This is a genomic window from Pseudomonas sp. RG1 (assembly GCF_025910115.1).
In the GTDB taxonomy this organism is placed as follows: Bacteria; Pseudomonadota; Gammaproteobacteria; order Pseudomonadales; family Pseudomonadaceae; genus Aquipseudomonas; species Aquipseudomonas atacamensis.
Window position 1 is genome coordinate 114,461 of record NZ_JAPCIK010000029.1, and the last position, 17,066, is coordinate 131,526.

Sequence of the window (17,066 nt, forward strand, 5' to 3'; positions counted from 1 at the left end):
AGGGCAATCATGAAAGTACGCGCCACCGTCATTTGCGAGCAGGATCGCCATATCCTCCTGGTACGCAAACCCCGCCATCACTGGTCATTACCCGGCGGCAAGGTCGAACCCGGGGAAACCCGTGCGGCGGCAGCCGTGCGCGAGTTGCAGGAGGAAACCGGGCTCAATGCGGAGGACGTCCTGTACCTGATGGATTTTCAGGCGGGCAGTACGCGGCATCATGTGTACGAGGCTTCGGTGGTCAACCTCGACGATGTGCGCCCGCAGAACGAAATCGTCGATTGCATCTGGTACCCGCTCGATGCCGTGCACAATCTTGAAACCAATGACGCGACACGGCGCATCGTGCAGGCCTTTCAGCGCCGTTTATGACAATCAGCCGGCGAACGCCCGGCGACCGGCGCTGATTTCCGTTCGCAACTCACCGATGAAATTGGAAATATCGCGAATCGTCACCAGATGCTCGGGAGAAACGCCGTCAAGCAACAACTCGACACGCCCACTGCCCGGCTCATACACCTTGATCCGCAACAGACCTTGCCCGGTCGGTGTGCAATCACACTTGAACGTGGGGAAGCCTGACTCGACGATCCGGCAAATATCGGCAATGGCAAGCATGGACGGGCGCCTCGCAGGCGGAGAATCGATCCATCGAGCATAGACCCACGGTGTGTTTACTGCCCGCTCGAGAATGCCAAGCCGATCACAACTCACTCATGCCATTCAATGCGCGTCGTGATCCCAGATCCAGTTCCACATTCCGGGCAGATTCACCGGCTCAGCGCTTTGCTGAACCGTACGCGCCAACGCAGCTTTTTCCAGTGCGGCCTGATTGTCGTAGAACGGCTTGTCCGCCAGTCTGACCCCGGTCGCCGCCGCGCTATCGAGCAGAATCTGCAGATATTCGCGAGTGTGGCGCGCGGTGTAGCGATTGAGGTCATGGAACGTCACCACGACCGGAATAACGCCATCCACCGTCGGCAATTGACCCTCGGCGATGCGCTCGCGCACTTCCGATAACTGCCGCAGCATGTTCGCCCGACGCCGAGGGCTGGCGTTGAAGCCCCAGATCTTGCCGTCGTTGGCACTCAGGTCCGTGAGCAAGACATGCAAGCCGTGTTTTTGATAGGCCGCAAATGTGCGCTTGTCGTAGTTCCAGAACGGTGGGCGCAACAGCTTGGGCTGCGCCCCGGTGATAGCGGCGATGTCAGCGCTGCCATCGGTCAGCGATTGCTCCAGTTCCTGCGGATCGAGCGAGCGATGGTTGGTGTGCCAGTGAGTCGCGGTGTGGAAAGCGAGAATATGCCCCTCGGTGTGTTCACGCCGCATCAGGCTGCGACCGATCTCGCTGTTACCTGCCCGGGGTGCTCGGGTCTGCACGAAAAACACGGCTTTGATGTCTGCCTGCAGCGGATTGCTTTTGAGGCTGTCGAGCACCGTCGCCGTTGGATTCCACAACCCTGAAGCACTTGGGCCATCATCGAACGTCAGGAGAAAACGTACGGGGGCCTGGGCCATCAGGCGCGTTTCGGTTTGCGTGGTCATTTCAATCGGCGCGGCGATGCAACCGGCCAGACCGAGCACGATGAGCGCAACACAAAGAAGTTTGCATCCGGATGTCATGTCTTGCCCTGAGGCCGCGGCCGTCGTGTTGTCGAATGGCAAACCTCCATCGCCTTTGTCCATCCCTGCGCGGCTATCCGCGAGCGCAGGTTGGATAAGGTACACAGGGTTTGGTTCCGGTGCTGCTTTCAGTGCGTCATCGGCCGGCACATTGGCAGGTCCGACTAGACTCAAATTTCCTCAAGGAGATTTCAGCCATGTGCGGAAGACTCACGCAGTACCGTGGGATTCACGATTTCGTCGCGGTGCTGAGCATCCCCGATGCGTTGATCAATCACGTCGGCGATGCGCCACTGGATCGCTACAACGCAGCGCCCACCACTGCGCTGGCGGTTCTGCATCAGCACGAGCAGGCCATTCATGCCGACAATCTGCGCTGGGGCTGGCGCCCGCATTGGGCCAAGGATCGCGCCCCACCTATCAACGCTCGGGTGGAGAAAGTCGCCCACGGCGCGTTCTTCCGGGCGATCTGGCGGCAGCGGCTGATCGTGCCGGTCGACAATTGGTTTGAATGGGTTGATAGCGGGGAAAAATCCCGACAGCCCTGGTTGATTCGTCGGGCGGATCAGGCTCCGGTCTTCTGTGCCGGTATCGGCCAATTTCCGGCACCGGGGGTTGCGCCGAGGGAGGACGACGGGTTCGTCATCATCACCGCTGACAGCCTGGGCGGCCTGCTCGATATTCACGATCGCCGCCCAGTGGTCTTCGATTCGGCGCGAGCTCGGGAATGGCTTGATCCGGCTACGCCAGTGGAGCGCGCCGAGCAGATGCTGCTGTTTGAAGGCGAGCCCAGTGAGGCCTTCGAATGGTACAAAGTCGGCAAAGCGGTCGGCAATACGCGTAATCAAGGTGCGCAATTGATAGAACGAGTCGACTAAATAATCCGTCCATCCTTGCGTTAATCAAGCAACGCCGCCACTGAGTCCCCTGCGTTACAAAAAGTGTTTCAACCGCGATACAACGCCCGTAAAACAGCCGTTTGAGCGAATCAACCGCCTGTCAGACATTTCGACAGTCATACATACATTTTCCCGCGCTGCGGATAGCATGCGCGCCGCCTTTCCGATTGGTATACCAGTTGACCAAAGAGTCAAAGAAATCAGGAATCCATCAACAACTTTCAAGCCTTGCAGAGAAATAAGTGAGCGACGATTTTGCAATCAAACAGGTCAGCGGCCTGAAGTGTGTCCATCTGTCCAAGACAGAACGCCTGGAACTCGACTGTTTTATCGGCCATTACATCAAGACCCGAAACCTGCACAGCGTGCCCGATATCGAACGCACCCTGCGCAGCACCCTCGAGGGTTATCCCGGCCATCCGCCGGTGATGGTCAATGAGCTCAATGCGTGGATCGATCGAACGTTGGGGTATCGCGCGACCTACCCGGATTTCACGCAGTTGGCAGACCTCTGAAACGCGAAGAGCCCCGCTGCTGCGGGGCTCTTCGTATGCGTTGTTCAAGGTTTCAGCGGACGCTCCTGATCGCGGTCCGACAGCTCGCGGCTGTCATCGTGCTTCCAGGTTTTTTCCTGCCTCTTCTGCTGCTCGATTTCTTCTTCCGTTGGCTCATCATCTTCCGCACGCGTTTGCTCAGTTGCCATGTGCACCTCACCTCAGAACAGTTGATGATCGTTAAAGGGTAGAACACTTTTGCGCGCCCGAATTCACCAAGGAATTTTGTCCCGCGCGGCGTACCATAGCGCCATCCACCCTTACGTCAGGAAGACGCCATGCTCTACCGAATCGCCGCCGACGGGCTGGTGCTGTTTCACTTGTGTTTCATCTTGTTCGTGCTGTTCGGCGGGCTGCTGGTGCTGCGCTGGCCACGTTTGATGTGGCTGCACTTGCCGGCGGCCGCATGGGGCGTGGCGGTCGAGGTATTGCACCTGACCTGTCCGTTGACCTACTGGGAAAACCTCATGCGCCACGCGGCCGGGCGGACCGAATACGCCGGCGGCTTCATTGAGCATTACATCTGGCCGATCATCTACCCGGCCGGTCTGACGCCGCAGATTCAACTGGCCCTCGGCAGCGTGGTACTGGCGGTCAACCTGTTGGTGTACGCACGACTGCTGCGCTCGTGGAAACTGCGCCGGGCCCGGCGCATTCCGTTTTAACGCGAGGCCGGTTTCAACGTTTCCAGCCACTGCGGATCGAAGCGTGGCTGGTCATAATCAAGTCCCTGCGCCTGCATCCGCGCCTTGTGCTGTTCGACTTCGTCACGCAGTTGTCCATGATCGCCGGAGTTGCCGTCCAGCTCATGCATTTGCAGCAATCCGAGGTGATAGAAACGCAACACCTTCATCGCCGTCAGATCGTTGTTCTGCACCGCCGCTGTCACCTGATGCATGACATTGGTGATGCTCATCAGATTGCGCTTGAGGCGCCAGCTGTACACCGCCGGGGCCATCCAGGTCTGATGCCAGAAACGCCCGCGCAACAGCGCCGCCGTCAGCAGAAACGCCACGAATACGCCGCCGACATTGAAACGCAGGTTATCCCCGTCGGGTTCACCGAACACTGCCACCGCAACCGACGAAAACAGCATGGCCAGCAGCAGAAACAGCACGGCGATGATGATCGTGCTGCGGCGGGTCTGCTGACGAAAGGTAGCGGGGTCCATCGGCTGAATCTCGAACATCGAAAATGACTTCCTTGAGTGGCAAAACGCGCAACGGAAAAAACTCGCCGGCGCATTATCGCATCGCACCGGGTTTTAGCTATGCTGGGGCTCCTTTTCATCTTTTCAAAGTCCAACGGGACATGGCGGTATAACGCAGATCGTGCCATCTTCATTCATGGATACACACTATTCGGATGCCATCCGCTGCGTTGTGGATGACATCGTTTTAAGGATCACTGCATGACCCAACGACACGTAATCAATGCCTCGGTCAGCCCGAAAGGCAGTTTGGAAACCCTTTCTCAACGTGAAGTTCAGCAACTGAGCGAAGCCGGATCCGGCAGCACCTATACCCTCTTCCGCCAGTGCGCCCTGGCCATCCTCAACACCGGCGCGCATGTCGACAATGCCAAGACCATCCTCGAAGCCTACAAGGACTTCGAAATCCGTATTCACCAGCAGGATCGCGGTGTACGCCTGGAGCTGCTGAACGCTCCGGCTGACGCGTTCGTCGACGGCGAGATGATCGCCAGCACCCGCGAAATGCTCTTCAGCGCCCTGCGCGACATCGTCTACACCGAGAACGAACTCGACAGCCAGCGCATCGACCTGAGCAATTCCCAAGGCATCAGCGACTACGTGTTCCACCTGCTGCGCAACGCGCGCACCCTGCGCCCGGGCGTCGAGCCGAAAATCGTGGTGTGCTGGGGCGGCCACTCGATCAATACCGAAGAATACAAATACACCAAGAAAGTCGGCCACGAACTGGGCCTGCGCAGCCTCGACATCTGCACCGGTTGCGGCCCTGGCGTGATGAAAGGCCCGATGAAAGGCGCGACCATTGCCCATGCCAAACAGCGCATTCACGGCGGTCGCTACCTCGGCCTGACCGAGCCAGGCATCATCGCCGCCGAAGCGCCGAACCCGATCGTCAATGAGCTGGTGATCCTGCCGGACATCGAAAAGCGTCTGGAAGCCTTCGTCCGTGTCGGCCACGGCATCATCATTTTCCCCGGCGGCGCCGGTACGGCCGAAGAGTTCCTCTACCTGCTCGGCATCCTGATGCACCCGGACAACGCAGGCCTGCCCTTCCCGGTCATCCTCACCGGGCCGAAGCATGCCGCGCCGTATCTGGAACAGCTGGATGCGTTTGTCGTCGCGACCCTCGGCGAAGCGGCGAAGCAGCATTACGAGATCATCATCGACGACCCGGCCGAAGTGGCGCGGCAGATGACTCAAGGCCTGAAAGCGGTGAAGCAATTCCGCCGCGAGCGTAACGATGCGTTCCATTTCAATTGGCTGTTGAAGATCGATGAGGGCTTCCAGCGCCCGTTCGATCCAACCCACGAAAACATGGCCAATCTGAAACTGCATCGCGACCAGCCACCGCATGAACTGGCGGCCAATCTGCGTCGGGCGTTTTCCGGGATCGTCGCCGGTAACGTCAAGGACAAAGGCATTCGCCTGATCGAAGAGCACGGGCCGTATCAGATCCGTGGTGATGCGGCGATCATGCAGCCGCTTGATGCGCTGCTAAAGGCCTTCGTCGCCCAGCACCGGATGAAGTTGCCGGGTGGCGCGGCGTATGTGCCGTGCTATCGCGTCGTCGCGTAATTTCAAGTCGTAACGCACACCCAATGTGGGAGCTGGCTTGCCAGCGATAGCGGTCTTTCATTCAACAGAGACGTTGAATCAGATGACGCTTTCGCGAGCAAGCTCGCTCCCACAGGATTTATGGTGTGGCGCAAATTGGAGTCACAACCTCAATCCCCCTGTGGGAGCGAGCCTGCTCGCGAAGAAGCCCGAAAGAACACATCAATCTTTCGGGCTATCCACCAACCGCCGAGCCAACGCTTTAGCCTGCGCAGCGACGTCCGTCACCGCCGTACTTTCCCACCACATCCCGCGCAACGGCGGGCCCATGGCGAACAACCGAGCGCTCACCTGCCCTTCGGCATCCACCACTGCGCCGTCCTTTGCTGTGATCCCCAGCGCCAGCGGCCCCGGTTGCACCAGTCCCCGCGCCAGCAATTGCTGCGGCAACGGTCGTGCGACTCGCCGCCAGTCGTATTCGATACCGCTGGAATTGATCAGCGCCGCACCGCTGACCACGCCTGTTTCAGTCTCACCCCGCGGACGGATGCGAATGGCCACAGCATCGCCCGCGCCGGGCTCAATACCCTTGAACGACGCTGCATGAATGCGCAAGCGCCCCTCCTTGTGCAGCCGTTCGATCAACTCGGCACTCAGTGGCGGCGAACGATGGTGATGACTCTCCCACCATGGCCGTACATGCCGTACGAATTGTCGACGCTGCACGTCAGTCGCCTGACTCCACAACCGCGCGATATGCGCGCGAACCGTATCCAGCGGCGCCTGCCAGTCGATGCCTTGGTCGATTGCGTCGCGACAATGTCGACGCAATTCGCGCAACAACTGGCGGGGCGTACGAATGCTGTGATCCTGCGCCAGAAAATCCACCCAGGCCGGCGGTTGACGGCGTACGTGCGGCAGCAGGCCATGCCGGGAGAACACCTCGATCGGCCCGCGATGGCCGGCCTGCTCGAGCGACACCACGGCATCGACCATGGTCAGACCGGAGCCGATGATCAGCACGGTGGACTGCGGGTCGAGTTCGCGCATGGCCGCCGCATCCCAGGGATCGAGCGCTGCGGCGTTAAGGCCACTGGACTGCGTCTGCGGCGTGCGAGCGGCGGGAAACATGCCGGTGGCCAGCACCGCCTGCGATCCACGCAGAGTCTGGCCATCGCTCAAGGTGAGCTGCACTGAACCAGCATCAACTTGCAGGTCGACGACCTCAGCACAGAAATGTTCAACGGTCGAACCTTGCAGCGTACCCACTGCCCTGGCCTCAGCCAGACGCTGTTGCACATAGACCCCGAACAGGCCACGCGGCGGAAACAGCTCACTGACCGGCACGTCCTGCTCAGCCGATTCCGGCCAGCCGCCGCCGGCAATATGCGCGGTCAGCCACTGCGTCAGATCATCAGGATTATCCGGGTCGACGCTCATCCGCGCCGCGTTGCCGTTCAGCGTATGTCCCAACTCAACTGCGCTGTAAGCCTCACCACGACCCAGTTCAGCACGCGGCTCGATGATCGCAATTCTTCGTTGCCCAGGCAGGCGTAACAATTGCACCGCCAGCATGGTGCCACTGAGGCCGCCGCCGATGATCAGGATGTCCGCAGGCTGCTCCATTCAGATCACCACATTACGCACGAACCGCGCAGCCACATCGCCATCGTTGCGGTAGGCATGCGGTTGATTGCTGGCGAACATGAAAAACTCTCCTTTATTGATGTGCTGCGCCTGATCGCCGAGCATCAGTGTCAGGCATCCTTCAAATACGTAAATCTGCTCGCTCCAGCCATCGGCGTCCGGTTGCGACGGGTAGACCTCGCCCGGTTGCAGACACCATTCCCATTGTTCGACTTCGCGGCTCGCGGTGGCTTTGGACAGTAGCACGGCTCTGCTGCCGGGAATCGTGCCCGCCCAGGCAACCTCATTGATCCGGCTCGGGTCGCGCGCATCGTGCGCTTGGATCAGATCACTGAAGGCAACGTCGAGCGCTTCGGCAACGCGATCAAGCGTGGTCAGGCTGACATTCTTTTCGCCTGCCTCGATTGCTACCAGCATCCGTCGGCTCACCCCGGATTTTTCCGCCAGTGCGGTCTGGCTCATATCCGCAGCATGGCGCAAGCGTCGAACGTTCTGGCTGACGTGTTGCAGAACGGAGGCTCGCTGAGTCAAATCTTTGTGCACTATATTGCTCACTCAGTGGGGTTGGGCAGTATACTGCGCAACGTTGGCGGCATTGTGCGGCCTCCCTTTTAATGTGCGCAAGGTCATGATGTCGCCAAACAATTCTGCGTCCCCAATCCGCTTCTCCCGCTTCAGCAAAGCCGAGTGCGTGCTGGTGCTGATCACCATGATCTGGGGCGGCACGTTTCTGATTGTGCAACATGCCATGACGGTCAGTGGCCCGATGTTTTTCGTCGGCCTGCGCTTCGCCGCAGCGGCGGCGATCGTGGCGATGTTTTCCTGGCGGCACCTGCGCGAGTTGACCTTGTTCGAAGTCAAGGCAGGGTCGTTCATCGGTGTAGCGATCATGCTTGGTTATGGCTTGCAGACGGTCGGGCTGCAAAGCATTCCGAGCAGTCAGTCGGCGTTCATTACCGCGCTGTACGTGCCGTTTGTGCCGCTGCTGCAATGGCTGGTGCTGGGACGGCGTCCGGGGTTGATGCCAACTATCGGGATCATGCTGGCGTTTACCGGTTTGATGTTGTTGTCGGGTCCCTCAGGGGCGGCGCTGAATTTCAGTCCCGGAGAAATTGCGACATTGATCAGCGCCGTTGCGATTGCTGCTGAAATCATTTTGATCAGCACTTTCGCCGGGCAGGTGGATGTGCGGCGAGTGACGGTGGTGCAACTGGCGGTGACGGCGGTGTTGTCATTCTTGCTGGTGGTGCCGACCGGTGAAGTGATTCCGGAGTTTTCCTGGTTGTTGCTGGTGACGGCTTTGGGCCTGGGCGCGGCGAGTGCGGCGATTCAGGTAGCGATGAACTGGGCACAGAAGAGTGTTTCGCCGACTCGGGCGACGTTGATCTATGCCGGTGAACCGGTGTGGGCCGGGATTGTCGGACGGATTGCCGGGGAGCGCTTGCCGGCAATTGCGCTGGTTGGGGCCGGGTTGATTGTTGCGGCGGTGATTATCAGTGAGCTGAAGACCAAGGGAAGGTCCACCGAGGCAGAAGCTGAGCTGGAGCGGGAAACGCAGGGGTGACCCGCAATCTCTTCTGGCTGCTCGCGAAAGCGCCGCACCATCGTTGCCCCTGAAACAGCGCCAAACACAAATTTAGAGACTACTTTGTAGGATTCTGAGACATCCTCGCGTTTGTTGATCAGGGAGCTGGCACGTATGATGCTTCACAAACTTCCGCAGATTAGAAGCCTATGTCCCTGATAGTTCTACTGCTTCTGCCGTTCATTGGCAGCTGTCTGGCAGCGGTGCTGCCGCACAATGCGCGTAATGCCGAATCCCTGCTGGCGGGCCTGGTCGCTTTGATCGGTACCGTTCAGGTCGCGATGCTGTACCCGCAAATCGCCTACGGCGGCGTGATCCGCGAAGAATTCATGTGGTTGCCGAGTCTGGGGCTGAACTTCGTTCTGCGCATGGACGGCTTCGCCTGGCTGTTCTCGATGCTGGTGCTCGGCATCGGTACACTTGTCTCTTTATATGCCCGTTATTACATGTCGCCGGACGACCCGGTGCCGCGCTTTTTCGCATTTTTCCTGGCGTTCATGGGCGCCATGCTCGGGCTGGTGATCTCCGGCAACCTGATTCAGATCGTGTTCTTCTGGGAATTGACCAGCCTCTTTTCGTTCCTGCTGATCGGCTACTGGCACCACCGCGCCGATGCGCGGCGCGGTGCTTATATGGCGCTGATGGTCACGGGTGCCGGCGGATTATGTCTGCTGGCGGGGGTCATGATTCTCGGCCATGTCGTCGGCAGCTATGACCTCGACAAGGTCCTGGCCGCCGGCGATCTGATTCGCGCACATGCCCTCTACCCCGTTCTTCTGCCACTCATCCTGATCGGCGCGCTGAGCAAAAGCGCGCAATTCCCGTTTCACTTCTGGCTGCCCCATGCCATGGCGGCGCCGACACCCGTCTCGGCCTATCTGCACTCGGCGACCATGGTCAAGGCCGGGGTTTTCCTTTTGGCACGTCTGTGGCCGTCGCTGTCCGGCAGTGAGGAATGGTTCTACATCGTCAGCGGAGCGGGCGCCTGTACGCTGTTGCTCGGCGCGTACTGCGCCATGTTCCAGAACGATCTCAAAGGTTTGCTGGCCTACTCGACCATCAGCCATCTCGGTCTGATCACTTTGCTCCTGGGCCTGAACAGTTCACTGGCCGCGGTCGCAGCGGTGTTTCACATTCTCAATCACGCGACGTTCAAAGCTTCGCTGTTCATGGCCGCCGGCATCATTGACCACGAAAGCGGTACCCGTGACATTCGCAAACTCAGCGGCCTGATCAAGCTGATTCCCTATACGGCAACGCTGGCCATGGTCGCCAGCGCCTCAATGGCCGGCGTACCGCTGCTCAACGGTTTCCTGTCGAAAGAAATGTTCTTCGCCGAAACCGTGTTCATCAACGCCACCGCGTGGGTCGAAACCAGTCTGCCGATCGTCGCGACCATCGCCGGCATGTTCAGCGTGGCCTACTCCCTGCGTTTCACCGTCGACGTGTTCTTCGGCCCCACCGCCACTGACCTGCCGCACACGCCGCACGAGCCGCCACGCTGGATGCGCGCACCCGTCGAGTTGCTGGTCTTCACCTGCCTTCTGGTGGGGATTTTCCCGGCGCAGATCGTCGGGCCATTGCTCGCCGCTGCAGCGCTGCCCGTAGTTGGCGGGGAGTTGCCGGAATACAGCCTGGCCATCTGGCACGGCTTGAACGCGCCGATGATCATGAGCCTGATCGCCATGTCCGGCGGCATCCTCCTATATCTGTTGTTGCGCAAGCAGTTCAAGCTGGGCCGTTTCAAGTACCCGCCGCTGGTGGGCCGCTTCAACGGCAAGCGTTTGTTCGAGCGCAGTCTGGTCGTAATGATGCGCATCGCCCGGCGCGTCGAGCGGCGCCTGGGCACCAAGCGTTTGCAGATGCAGTTGTTCCTGATGGTTTCGGCCGCCGTGCTCGCCGGTCTGATCCCGATGCTGCACAGCACGCTGACCTGGGGCGACCGGCCGAAAATCCCCGGATCCATTGTCTTCGTGACCCTGTGGCTGCTGGCGATCGCCTGTGCGCTTGGCGCCGCTTGGCAGGCGAAATATCACCGTCTAGCTGCACTGACCATGGTCAGCGTCTGTGGCTTGATGACCTGCGTGACCTTCGTCTGGTTCTCGGCGCCGGATCTGGCGCTGACGCAACTGGCAGTCGAAGTGGTGACCACGGTGTTGATCCTGCTTGGCCTGCGCTGGTTGCCGCGACGCATCGAAGAAGTCTCACCATTGCCGAGCAGCCTGCGCAAGGCGCGTATTCGTCGTCTGCGCGATTTACTGCTGTCGATTGCCGTCGGCGCCGGCATGGCCCTGCTGTCCTACGCCATGCTCACCCGGCAGACGCCGAACCATATTTCCTCGTTCTACCTCAGTCGCGCCCTGCCCGAAGGCGGCGGCAGCAACGTGGTCAACGTGATGCTGGTGGACTTCCGAGGTTTCGATACCCTCGGCGAAATCACCGTGCTGGCCGCCGTGGCGCTCACCGTATTCGCCCTGCTGCGGCGCTTCCGCCCACCGAAGGAAAGCCTGCAATTGCCGGCGCAGCAACGTCTGCTGGCACCGGACGTGGTCACTGATCTGGTCAACCCGCGTTCGGCCAGCGACACCGCGCTCGGTTTCATGATGGTCCCAGCGGTACTGGTACGCCTGTTGCTGCCTGTCGCGCTGGTGGTGTCGTTTTATCTGTTCATGCGCGGGCACAATCAGCCGGGCGGCGGTTTTGTCGCCGGGCTGGTGATGTCGGTGGCCTTTATCCTGCAATACATGGTTGCCGGCACGCAGTGGGTCGAAGCACAAATGAGCCTGCGGCCATTGCGCTGGATGGGCACCGGGCTGCTGTTCGCCACTGCCACTGGTCTCGGTGCGCTGCTCGCCGGTTATCCGTTCCTGACCACTCACACCTGGCACATCAGCGTGCCGTTGCTCGGTGATATCCATATTGCCAGTGCGCTGTTCTTCGACGTCGGCGTGTACGCCGTGGTGGTCGGATCGACGTTGTTGATCCTCACCGCCCTCGCACACCAATCGGTGCGCGGCCACAAGACGGCCTCGCTGCCCAAGTCCGTCGCCAGCAAAGGAGCCGTCTGATGGAAGAAGTCATCGCAATCGCCATCGGCATCCTTGCCGCGTCCGGGGTCTGGCTGATCCTGCGCCCGCGAACCTTTCAGGTGGTCATGGGCCTGTGCCTGCTGTCATATGCAGTCAACCTGTTCATTTTCAGCATGGGCAGCCTGTTCATCGGCAAGGAACCGGTGATCAAGGACGGCGTGACCCAGGACTTGCTGCATTACACCGACCCGCTGCCCCAGGCGCTGGTGCTGACGGCGATCGTCATCAGCTTCGCCATGACCGCACTGTTCCTCGTCGTATTGCTCGCCTCGCGCGGCTTGACCGGCACCGACCACGTCGACGGCCGGGAGCCTAAAGAATGATGGCGATGACTCACCTGATCGCCGCACCGATCCTGCTGCCGCTGCTGACGGCTGCGATCATGCTGATGCTGGGTGAAAAGCACCGGCCGCTGAAGGCGAAAATCAATCTGTTCTCCAGCCTCCTCGGCCTGTTCATTTCAGTGATGCTGCTGCAATGGACGCAGACCACCGGCGTACCCGGCTCCATCGGCGTGTACCTGCCGGGCAACTGGCAGGCACCGTTCGGCATCGTTCTGGTGGTTGATCGCCTGTCGGCATTGATGCTGGTGCTGACCGGCGTCATCGGCGTCAGCGCGTTGCTGTTTGCCATGGCCCGCTGGGACGGCGCCGGCTCAAGCTTTCACGCTCTGTTTCAGATCCAGCTGATGGGCCTGTACGGCGCGTTCCTGACCGCGGATCTGTTCAACCTGTTCGTGTTCTTCGAAGTGTTGCTCGCCGCGTCCTACGGTTTATTGCTGCACGGCTCAGGCCGGGCGCGGGTATCGTCGGGGTTGCATTACATTTCGATCAACCTGCTGGCATCGTCACTGTTTTTGATCGGCGCTGCGTTGATCTACGGGGTGACCGGCACGCTGAACATGGCCGATCTGGCGATGAAAATCCCGCTGGTGCCGGAAGCCGACCGTGGCTTGCTGCACGCTGGGGCAGGGATTCTAGCGGTAGCGTTTCTGGCCAAGGCTGGCATGTGGCCGCTGAACTTCTGGCTGGTGCCGGCTTATTCATCCGCCAGCGCGCCGGTGGCGGCAATGTTCGCGATCATGACCAAGGTCGGCGTCTACACCCTGCTGCGCTTGTGGACCCTGTTGTTTTCCGGCCAGGCCGGCGCCTCGGCATTCTTCGGCGGCGACTGGCTGATTTACGGCGGGATGGCGACCATGGCTTGCGCAGGGCTGGCGATTATCGCCGCGCAACGCCTGGAGCGCATGGCCAGCCTGAGCATTCTGGTGTCGGCGGGGATCCTGCTCTCGGCGATCGGCTTCGCCCAGCCGAACCTGATCGGCGCTGCGCTGTTCTATCTGGTCAGCTCGACCCTGGCGCTGAGCGCGCTGTTCCTCTTGGCCGAACTGATCGAGCGCTCGCGCTCGGCCAACGAAATTCCGCTGGAGGACGAAAGCGAACTGCTTCCGCGCCCGCAAGAATCGCTGCAACCGCCCAAGGGCATCAACCTCGACGACGAACAGAAAGCCGTGGTCGGTCAGGTCATCCCGTGGACCATGGCCTTTCTCGGTTTGAGCTTTATCGCCTGCGCGCTGTTGATCATCGGCATGCCACCGCTGTCCGGATTTATCGGCAAGCTCAGCCTGATCGGGGCATTGCTCAACCCGTTGGGACTTGGCACTGCGGCGCCGCTGTCTCCCGGCGCATGGGGATTGCTGGCGCTGTTGATTCTGACCGGTCTGGCCTCGCTGATGGCCTTCTCGCGCCTCGGCATTCAGCGCTTCTGGACGCCGGAAGAGCGCCCGTCACCATTGCTGCGCAAACTCGAATGCGCGCCGATTTTCCTGCTGCTCGGGCTGAGCATTGTCCTTACGTTCAAGGCTGAACCGCTGCTGCGCTACACCCAGGCCACGGCCGATGCGCTGAACAATCCGCAGCAATATGTGTTCGCAGTTCTAGGCACTCGGGCGGTGCCGAGCCCGCAAGCCAGAGCCGACATGCTCGAGGTGCAGCCATGAATCGATTGTTCCCGGCACCGTGGTTATCGCTGGCCCTGTGGATTCTGTGGCTGACCCTGAACCTGTCCGTCAGCCCGGGCAATCTGCTGCTCGGTGCCGCGCTGGGTTTCGCTGCGCCGCTGATGATGCGCAAATTGCGGCCGAAACGTGCGCGCATCCGCAACCCCATCGCCATCCTGCGTCTGTTCTTCCTGGTCGGCCGCGACGTCATCATGTCCAACCTGATCGTCGCCTGGGGCGTAGTCAACGCCGGACGCCGTCCGCCCAACTCATGCTTTATCAAAGTGCCTCTGGATCTGCGCGATGCTCATGGTCTGGCGGCACTGGCAATGATCTGCACCGTGGTGCCCGGCACGGTATGGTCGGAGCTGGCGCTGGACCGCAGCGTTCTGTTGCTGCACGTCTGGGATCTGCACGACGAAGCGCAGTTCATCGAGCACTTCAAAAGCACTTACGAGCGACCGTTGATGGAGATTTTCGAATGAGCCCATTGCTGTCGAATGCGATTCTGCTGACGCTGTTTCTGTACTGCGTGGCGATGGCGCTGACCCTGGTGCGCCTGTTCAAAGGCCCGTCAGCTCAGGATCGGGTTCTGGCGCTGGATTACCTTTATATCGTCGCGATGCTGATGATGCTGACCCTGGGCATTCGTTACGCCAGCGATACCTACTTCGAAGCGGCGCTGCTGATCGCGCTGTTCGGCTTCGTCGGCTCCTTTGCCCTGGCGAAATTCCTGCTGCGTGGCGAGGTGATCGAATGAATGCCGAATTGTCTTTGTGGGTCGAGATTCCGGTGGCGGTGCTGCTGGTGCTCAGCGGCGTGTTTACCCTGCTGGGCGCAACCGGATTGCTGCGCATGAAGGATTACTTCCAGCGCATGCACCCGCCGGCGCTGGCCTCGACACTCGGTGCCTGGTGTGTGGCACTGGCGTCGATCATCTGCTTTTCGGCATTGAAATCCGCACCAGTGGTGCATGCCTGGTTGATTCCGGTCCTGTTGGCTATCACCGTGCCGGTGACCACCCTGCTGCTGGCGCGGGCGGCGTTGTTCCGCAAGCGGATGGCCGGGGATGATGTGCCGGCCGAGGTGAGCAGTCGTCAGACTGAAAGTGGTAACTGATGATCATGTGGCGCCCGTGATGGCGCCATCGCTACAGTAGGAATGCGCTCTCCCATGTGGGGAGCGAGCCTGCTCGCGAAGAGGCCTCTCGGGGCGTCGCAAACTCCGGATCAGCTCAAACCCAAGCCACCGCCAACAGCCCCGCGCCCAGCAGCGCACACAACGGCGAATACACCCAGGTATCCAGCCGCGCAAATCGCGAATCCTTCACTTCCTTGAAGAACCCGACCAGATTCGAATCACCGATCGCCCGAGCGAACATCAGCAACGCGATCGCGCTGATCACCCATTGCAGTGCCTTGTGCTGCACCGCCGGCACGCCCCAACCGACCCGCATACAAACCAGCGCCGCAATCATCAGCAGCACAGCCGCCACTGCCAGCGTCAGCCAGCCTGAGGGCTTGAAGGCCGGGCGTACCGTGGCGACGAAGCCCGACACCGGCACCTGCGGCACCACCACCGCAGCCGCCCATTGCCCACCCAACGCCCAATACACATGCATCAGGCCGATTGCCGCGAACACAGTCACCAGCCATTGAGCCAACACAAAGGTCATGGTTGAAATCCTTCAAAGGGATTTGAACAAACCATCGTAGTCGGATTTTTTGGCTGTGCACGACCGGTCGGCGGTGCACGGCGTTGACCGCGTTATTTCAGATCAGCCGTCACCTTGTCGGCCACATCCTTGGGCAGCCACGCCTGCCACACATCCGGATGCGTCTTCATGAACGCGACCGCCGCCTCACGAGGCGCGGTGTGCTTGTCACTCATCTCCGCCAATGCCTTGTTCAGTGGCTCGATGGGAAAATCGACCTTGCTGAAGAATTCGGCAATTTGCGGGTTCTGCTTTTGAAACGGCGTAGACACGCCAATCGACAGTTTCGATGCCAGCGAGCGGGTTGGTTTCGGATTGGGATTATCGGCGTCGGTCAGCGTCTTCCACGCCTCGGCATCGAACGGCGGCTCTTCCAGTTGCACCAGTTTGAATTTGCCAAGCAGTGGCGTCGGCGACCAGTAATAGAACAGCACTGGTTTGCCGCGACGAATCGAAGAGCTGATCTCGGCATCCAGCGCAGCGCCGGAACCGCTGCGGAAGTTGGTGTAGTCGTCCTGCAAGCCATACGCCGTGAGCTTCTGCTTGTTGACCACTTCCGACGTCCAGCCGATCGGGCTGTTGAGGAAACGCCCTTTGCCCGGGCTTTCCGGGTCCTTGAACACGTCCTTGTATTTCTTCAGATCAGTGACACTGCGCAGATCCGGCGCCAGTGGCTTGATGCCTTTGGCCGGATCGCCCTTGATCACGTATTCCGGCACCCACCAGCCTTCAGTGGCACCCTTTACCGTATCGCCCAGACCGACGACCTTGCCCTCGGCTTCGGCCTTGACCCAGACCGGACTGCGCCCGGCCCACTCCTCGCCAATCACCTGGATGTCATTGTTGGCCAGCGCGGTCTCAAGAGTAATAGTGGTACCCGGCAAGGTATCGGTCGGCAAGCCGTAGCCTTTCTCGACGATCACCCGCAGCACCTCGGTGATCAGGCTGCCGCTTTCCCAGTTCAGGTCGGCAAAGTGGATCGGCGCCTGTGCCGCCTGCAGCGATTGCGCTGACGTCAGCAAACCAAAGGTGGCCACGCTGGCGGCCAGTAACCGTCGAAATCCGTTCATGCATCACACCTCGTGCTGTTCACAGCAATGGCAGTTGGCCTGACAGAAACGCAAGCCTCTGAATGACTCAGTCAACTGACTTTAGCCGAGGTTCCTGCTTTTTCCGGGGTCTACCGTGCGCG

The 17,066-nt window shown here is 60.3% G+C and carries 20 protein-coding genes; 12 read left to right on the top strand and 8 right to left on the bottom strand.

Features of this window, described 5'->3' with window-relative positions:
- The first annotated feature begins 9 nt into the window (after positions 1-9).
- Positions 10-372, top strand: a complete 363-nt coding sequence (locus OK411_RS16990; protein WP_051600742.1) for an NUDIX hydrolase — start codon at positions 10-12, stop codon at positions 370-372.
- Positions 373-375: 3 nt separating this feature from the next.
- Here OK411_RS16990 and OK411_RS16995 read toward each other — a convergent pair whose 3' ends face one another.
- Both OK411_RS16995 and OK411_RS17000 read right to left on the bottom strand, forming a co-directional pair.
- Entirely contained in the window at positions 376-618 is a 243-nt protein-coding gene (locus OK411_RS16995; RefSeq protein WP_016775073.1) for a DUF1652 domain-containing protein, read from the bottom strand.
- 105 nt (positions 619-723) lie between these two features.
- The gene (locus tag OK411_RS17000) at positions 724-1,623 is read right to left on the bottom strand and encodes a polysaccharide deacetylase family protein (RefSeq protein ID WP_264365409.1); all 900 of its coding nucleotides are present in this window, start codon (positions 1,621-1,623) and stop codon (positions 724-726) included.
- A gap of 197 nt (positions 1,624-1,820) precedes the next feature.
- Here OK411_RS17000 and OK411_RS17005 point away from each other — a divergent pair, with 197 nt between their 5' ends.
- Together OK411_RS17005 and OK411_RS17010 are read left to right on the top strand one after the other, a co-directional pair.
- The gene (locus tag OK411_RS17005) at positions 1,821-2,501 is read left to right on the top strand and encodes an SOS response-associated peptidase (protein ID WP_197892062.1); all 681 of its coding nucleotides are present in this window, start codon (positions 1,821-1,823) and stop codon (positions 2,499-2,501) included.
- Positions 2,502-2,764: 263 nt separating this feature from the next.
- Positions 2,765-3,037, top strand: coding sequence for a hypothetical protein (locus OK411_RS17010; RefSeq protein ID WP_016775076.1), 273 nt, complete (start codon positions 2,765-2,767; stop codon positions 3,035-3,037).
- Between the two features lie 44 nt (positions 3,038-3,081).
- Here the strand turns inward: OK411_RS17010 and OK411_RS17015 are convergent, their stop codons facing one another.
- Positions 3,082-3,225 carry a hypothetical protein gene (locus tag OK411_RS17015; RefSeq protein WP_164488351.1) on the bottom strand — a complete coding sequence of 48 codons (144 nt, stop codon included), beginning with the start codon at positions 3,223-3,225 and terminating at the stop codon, positions 3,082-3,084.
- A 129-nt stretch (positions 3,226-3,354) separates the two neighbouring features.
- On the opposite strand from OK411_RS17015, the gene OK411_RS17020 reads away from it, so the two are divergent.
- Complete coding sequence (locus tag OK411_RS17020) at positions 3,355-3,741, top strand: DUF2784 domain-containing protein (RefSeq protein ID WP_110601066.1); 387 nt, start codon at positions 3,355-3,357, stop codon at positions 3,739-3,741.
- On the opposite strand, the gene OK411_RS17025 is transcribed toward OK411_RS17020, so the two are convergent.
- Entirely contained in the window at positions 3,738-4,265 is a 528-nt protein-coding gene (locus OK411_RS17025; RefSeq protein ID WP_217878416.1) for a DUF3087 domain-containing protein, read from the bottom strand. The genes OK411_RS17020 and OK411_RS17025 overlap by 4 nt on opposite strands.
- A 222-nt stretch (positions 4,266-4,487) precedes the next feature.
- Between OK411_RS17025 and ppnN the strand changes: the two genes are divergently transcribed.
- Entirely contained in the window at positions 4,488-5,861 is a 1,374-nt protein-coding gene (gene ppnN, locus OK411_RS17030) for a nucleotide 5'-monophosphate nucleosidase PpnN (protein ID WP_122612505.1), read from the top strand.
- A 201-nt stretch (positions 5,862-6,062) separates the two neighbouring features.
- Here the strand turns inward: ppnN and OK411_RS17035 are convergent, their stop codons facing one another.
- Both OK411_RS17035 and OK411_RS17040 read right to left on the bottom strand, forming a co-directional pair.
- Positions 6,063-7,466 (bottom strand): FAD/NAD(P)-binding protein, encoded by a 1,404-nt coding sequence (locus tag OK411_RS17035; RefSeq protein ID WP_264365410.1) that lies wholly within the window; start codon positions 7,464-7,466, stop codon positions 6,063-6,065.
- A complete protein-coding gene (locus tag OK411_RS17040; RefSeq protein ID WP_024013243.1) occupies positions 7,467-8,030 on the bottom strand; it encodes a helix-turn-helix domain-containing protein in 564 nt (187 codons plus the stop codon).
- 85 nt (positions 8,031-8,115) lie between these two features.
- Here OK411_RS17040 and OK411_RS17045 point away from each other — a divergent pair, with 85 nt between their 5' ends.
- The 7 genes from OK411_RS17045 (at position 8,116) to OK411_RS17075 (ending at position 15,279) form a co-directional block, all read left to right on the top strand.
- Positions 8,116-9,051: a DMT family transporter gene (locus tag OK411_RS17045; RefSeq protein ID WP_130888762.1), complete on the top strand. Its 936-nt coding sequence runs from the start codon at positions 8,116-8,118 to the stop codon at positions 9,049-9,051.
- Between the two features lie 170 nt (positions 9,052-9,221).
- Positions 9,222-12,140: a monovalent cation/H+ antiporter subunit A gene (locus tag OK411_RS17050; protein WP_206422010.1), complete on the top strand. Its 2,919-nt coding sequence runs from the start codon at positions 9,222-9,224 to the stop codon at positions 12,138-12,140.
- On the top strand, positions 12,140-12,484 hold the full coding sequence (locus OK411_RS17055) for a Na+/H+ antiporter subunit C (protein ID WP_016775082.1): 345 nt from the start codon (positions 12,140-12,142) through the stop codon (positions 12,482-12,484). Before OK411_RS17050 ends, OK411_RS17055 begins: the two co-directional genes overlap by 1 nt.
- Complete coding sequence (locus tag OK411_RS17060; protein ID WP_264365411.1) at positions 12,481-14,160, top strand: monovalent cation/H+ antiporter subunit D; 1,680 nt, start codon at positions 12,481-12,483, stop codon at positions 14,158-14,160. Before OK411_RS17055 ends, OK411_RS17060 begins: the two co-directional genes overlap by 4 nt.
- Positions 14,157-14,645, top strand: a complete 489-nt coding sequence (locus tag OK411_RS17065) for a Na+/H+ antiporter subunit E (RefSeq protein ID WP_071172756.1) — start codon at positions 14,157-14,159, stop codon at positions 14,643-14,645. Before OK411_RS17060 ends, OK411_RS17065 begins: the two co-directional genes overlap by 4 nt.
- Positions 14,642-14,920, top strand: coding sequence for a K+/H+ antiporter subunit F (locus tag OK411_RS17070; protein ID WP_016775085.1), 279 nt, complete (start codon positions 14,642-14,644; stop codon positions 14,918-14,920). The genes OK411_RS17065 and OK411_RS17070 overlap by 4 nt, the downstream gene beginning before the upstream one ends.
- Positions 14,917-15,279, top strand: a complete 363-nt coding sequence (locus tag OK411_RS17075) for a Na+/H+ antiporter subunit G (RefSeq protein ID WP_071172758.1) — start codon at positions 14,917-14,919, stop codon at positions 15,277-15,279. Before OK411_RS17070 ends, OK411_RS17075 begins: the two co-directional genes overlap by 4 nt.
- A 115-nt stretch (positions 15,280-15,394) precedes the next feature.
- Here the strand turns inward: OK411_RS17075 and OK411_RS17080 are convergent, their stop codons facing one another.
- The gene (locus tag OK411_RS17080) at positions 15,395-15,835 is read right to left on the bottom strand and encodes a DUF3995 domain-containing protein (protein ID WP_024013249.1); all 441 of its coding nucleotides are present in this window, start codon (positions 15,833-15,835) and stop codon (positions 15,395-15,397) included.
- A 92-nt stretch (positions 15,836-15,927) separates the two neighbouring features.
- Complete coding sequence (locus OK411_RS17085) at positions 15,928-16,944, bottom strand: ABC transporter substrate-binding protein (protein ID WP_016775088.1); 1,017 nt, start codon at positions 16,942-16,944, stop codon at positions 15,928-15,930.
- Positions 16,945-17,066: the final 122 nt, after the last annotated feature.

Excerpts from the sequence above, each read along its gene's own strand:
- OK411_RS16990 (WP_051600742.1), top strand. The coding sequence starts at position 10 with ATGAAAGTACGCGCCACCGTCATTTGCGAGCAGGATCGCCATATCCTC.
- OK411_RS16995 (WP_016775073.1), bottom strand. The coding sequence starts at position 618 with ATGCTTGCCATTGCCGATATTTGCCGGATCGTCGAGTCAGGCTTCCCC.
- OK411_RS17000 (WP_264365409.1), bottom strand. The coding sequence starts at position 1,623 with ATGACATCCGGATGCAAACTTCTTTGTGTTGCGCTCATCGTGCTCGGT.
- OK411_RS17005 (WP_197892062.1), top strand. The coding sequence starts at position 1,821 with ATGTGCGGAAGACTCACGCAGTACCGTGGGATTCACGATTTCGTCGCG.
- OK411_RS17015 (WP_164488351.1), bottom strand. The coding sequence starts at position 3,225 with ATGGCAACTGAGCAAACGCGTGCGGAAGATGATGAGCCAACGGAAGAA.
- OK411_RS17020 (WP_110601066.1), top strand. The coding sequence starts at position 3,355 with ATGCTCTACCGAATCGCCGCCGACGGGCTGGTGCTGTTTCACTTGTGT.
- OK411_RS17025 (WP_217878416.1), bottom strand. The coding sequence starts at position 4,265 with ATGTTCGAGATTCAGCCGATGGACCCCGCTACCTTTCGTCAGCAGACC.
- ppnN (WP_122612505.1), top strand. The coding sequence starts at position 4,488 with ATGACCCAACGACACGTAATCAATGCCTCGGTCAGCCCGAAAGGCAGT.
- OK411_RS17035 (WP_264365410.1), bottom strand. The coding sequence starts at position 7,466 with ATGGAGCAGCCTGCGGACATCCTGATCATCGGCGGCGGCCTCAGTGGC.
- OK411_RS17045 (WP_130888762.1), top strand. The coding sequence starts at position 8,116 with ATGATGTCGCCAAACAATTCTGCGTCCCCAATCCGCTTCTCCCGCTTC.
- OK411_RS17050 (WP_206422010.1), top strand. The coding sequence starts at position 9,222 with ATGTCCCTGATAGTTCTACTGCTTCTGCCGTTCATTGGCAGCTGTCTG.
- OK411_RS17055 (WP_016775082.1), top strand. The coding sequence starts at position 12,140 with ATGGAAGAAGTCATCGCAATCGCCATCGGCATCCTTGCCGCGTCCGGG.
- OK411_RS17060 (WP_264365411.1), top strand. The coding sequence starts at position 12,481 with ATGATGGCGATGACTCACCTGATCGCCGCACCGATCCTGCTGCCGCTG.
- OK411_RS17065 (WP_071172756.1), top strand. The coding sequence starts at position 14,157 with ATGAATCGATTGTTCCCGGCACCGTGGTTATCGCTGGCCCTGTGGATT.
- OK411_RS17070 (WP_016775085.1), top strand. The coding sequence starts at position 14,642 with ATGAGCCCATTGCTGTCGAATGCGATTCTGCTGACGCTGTTTCTGTAC.
- OK411_RS17075 (WP_071172758.1), top strand. The coding sequence starts at position 14,917 with ATGAATGCCGAATTGTCTTTGTGGGTCGAGATTCCGGTGGCGGTGCTG.
- OK411_RS17080 (WP_024013249.1), bottom strand. The coding sequence starts at position 15,835 with ATGACCTTTGTGTTGGCTCAATGGCTGGTGACTGTGTTCGCGGCAATC.
- OK411_RS17085 (WP_016775088.1), bottom strand. The coding sequence starts at position 16,944 with ATGAACGGATTTCGACGGTTACTGGCCGCCAGCGTGGCCACCTTTGGT.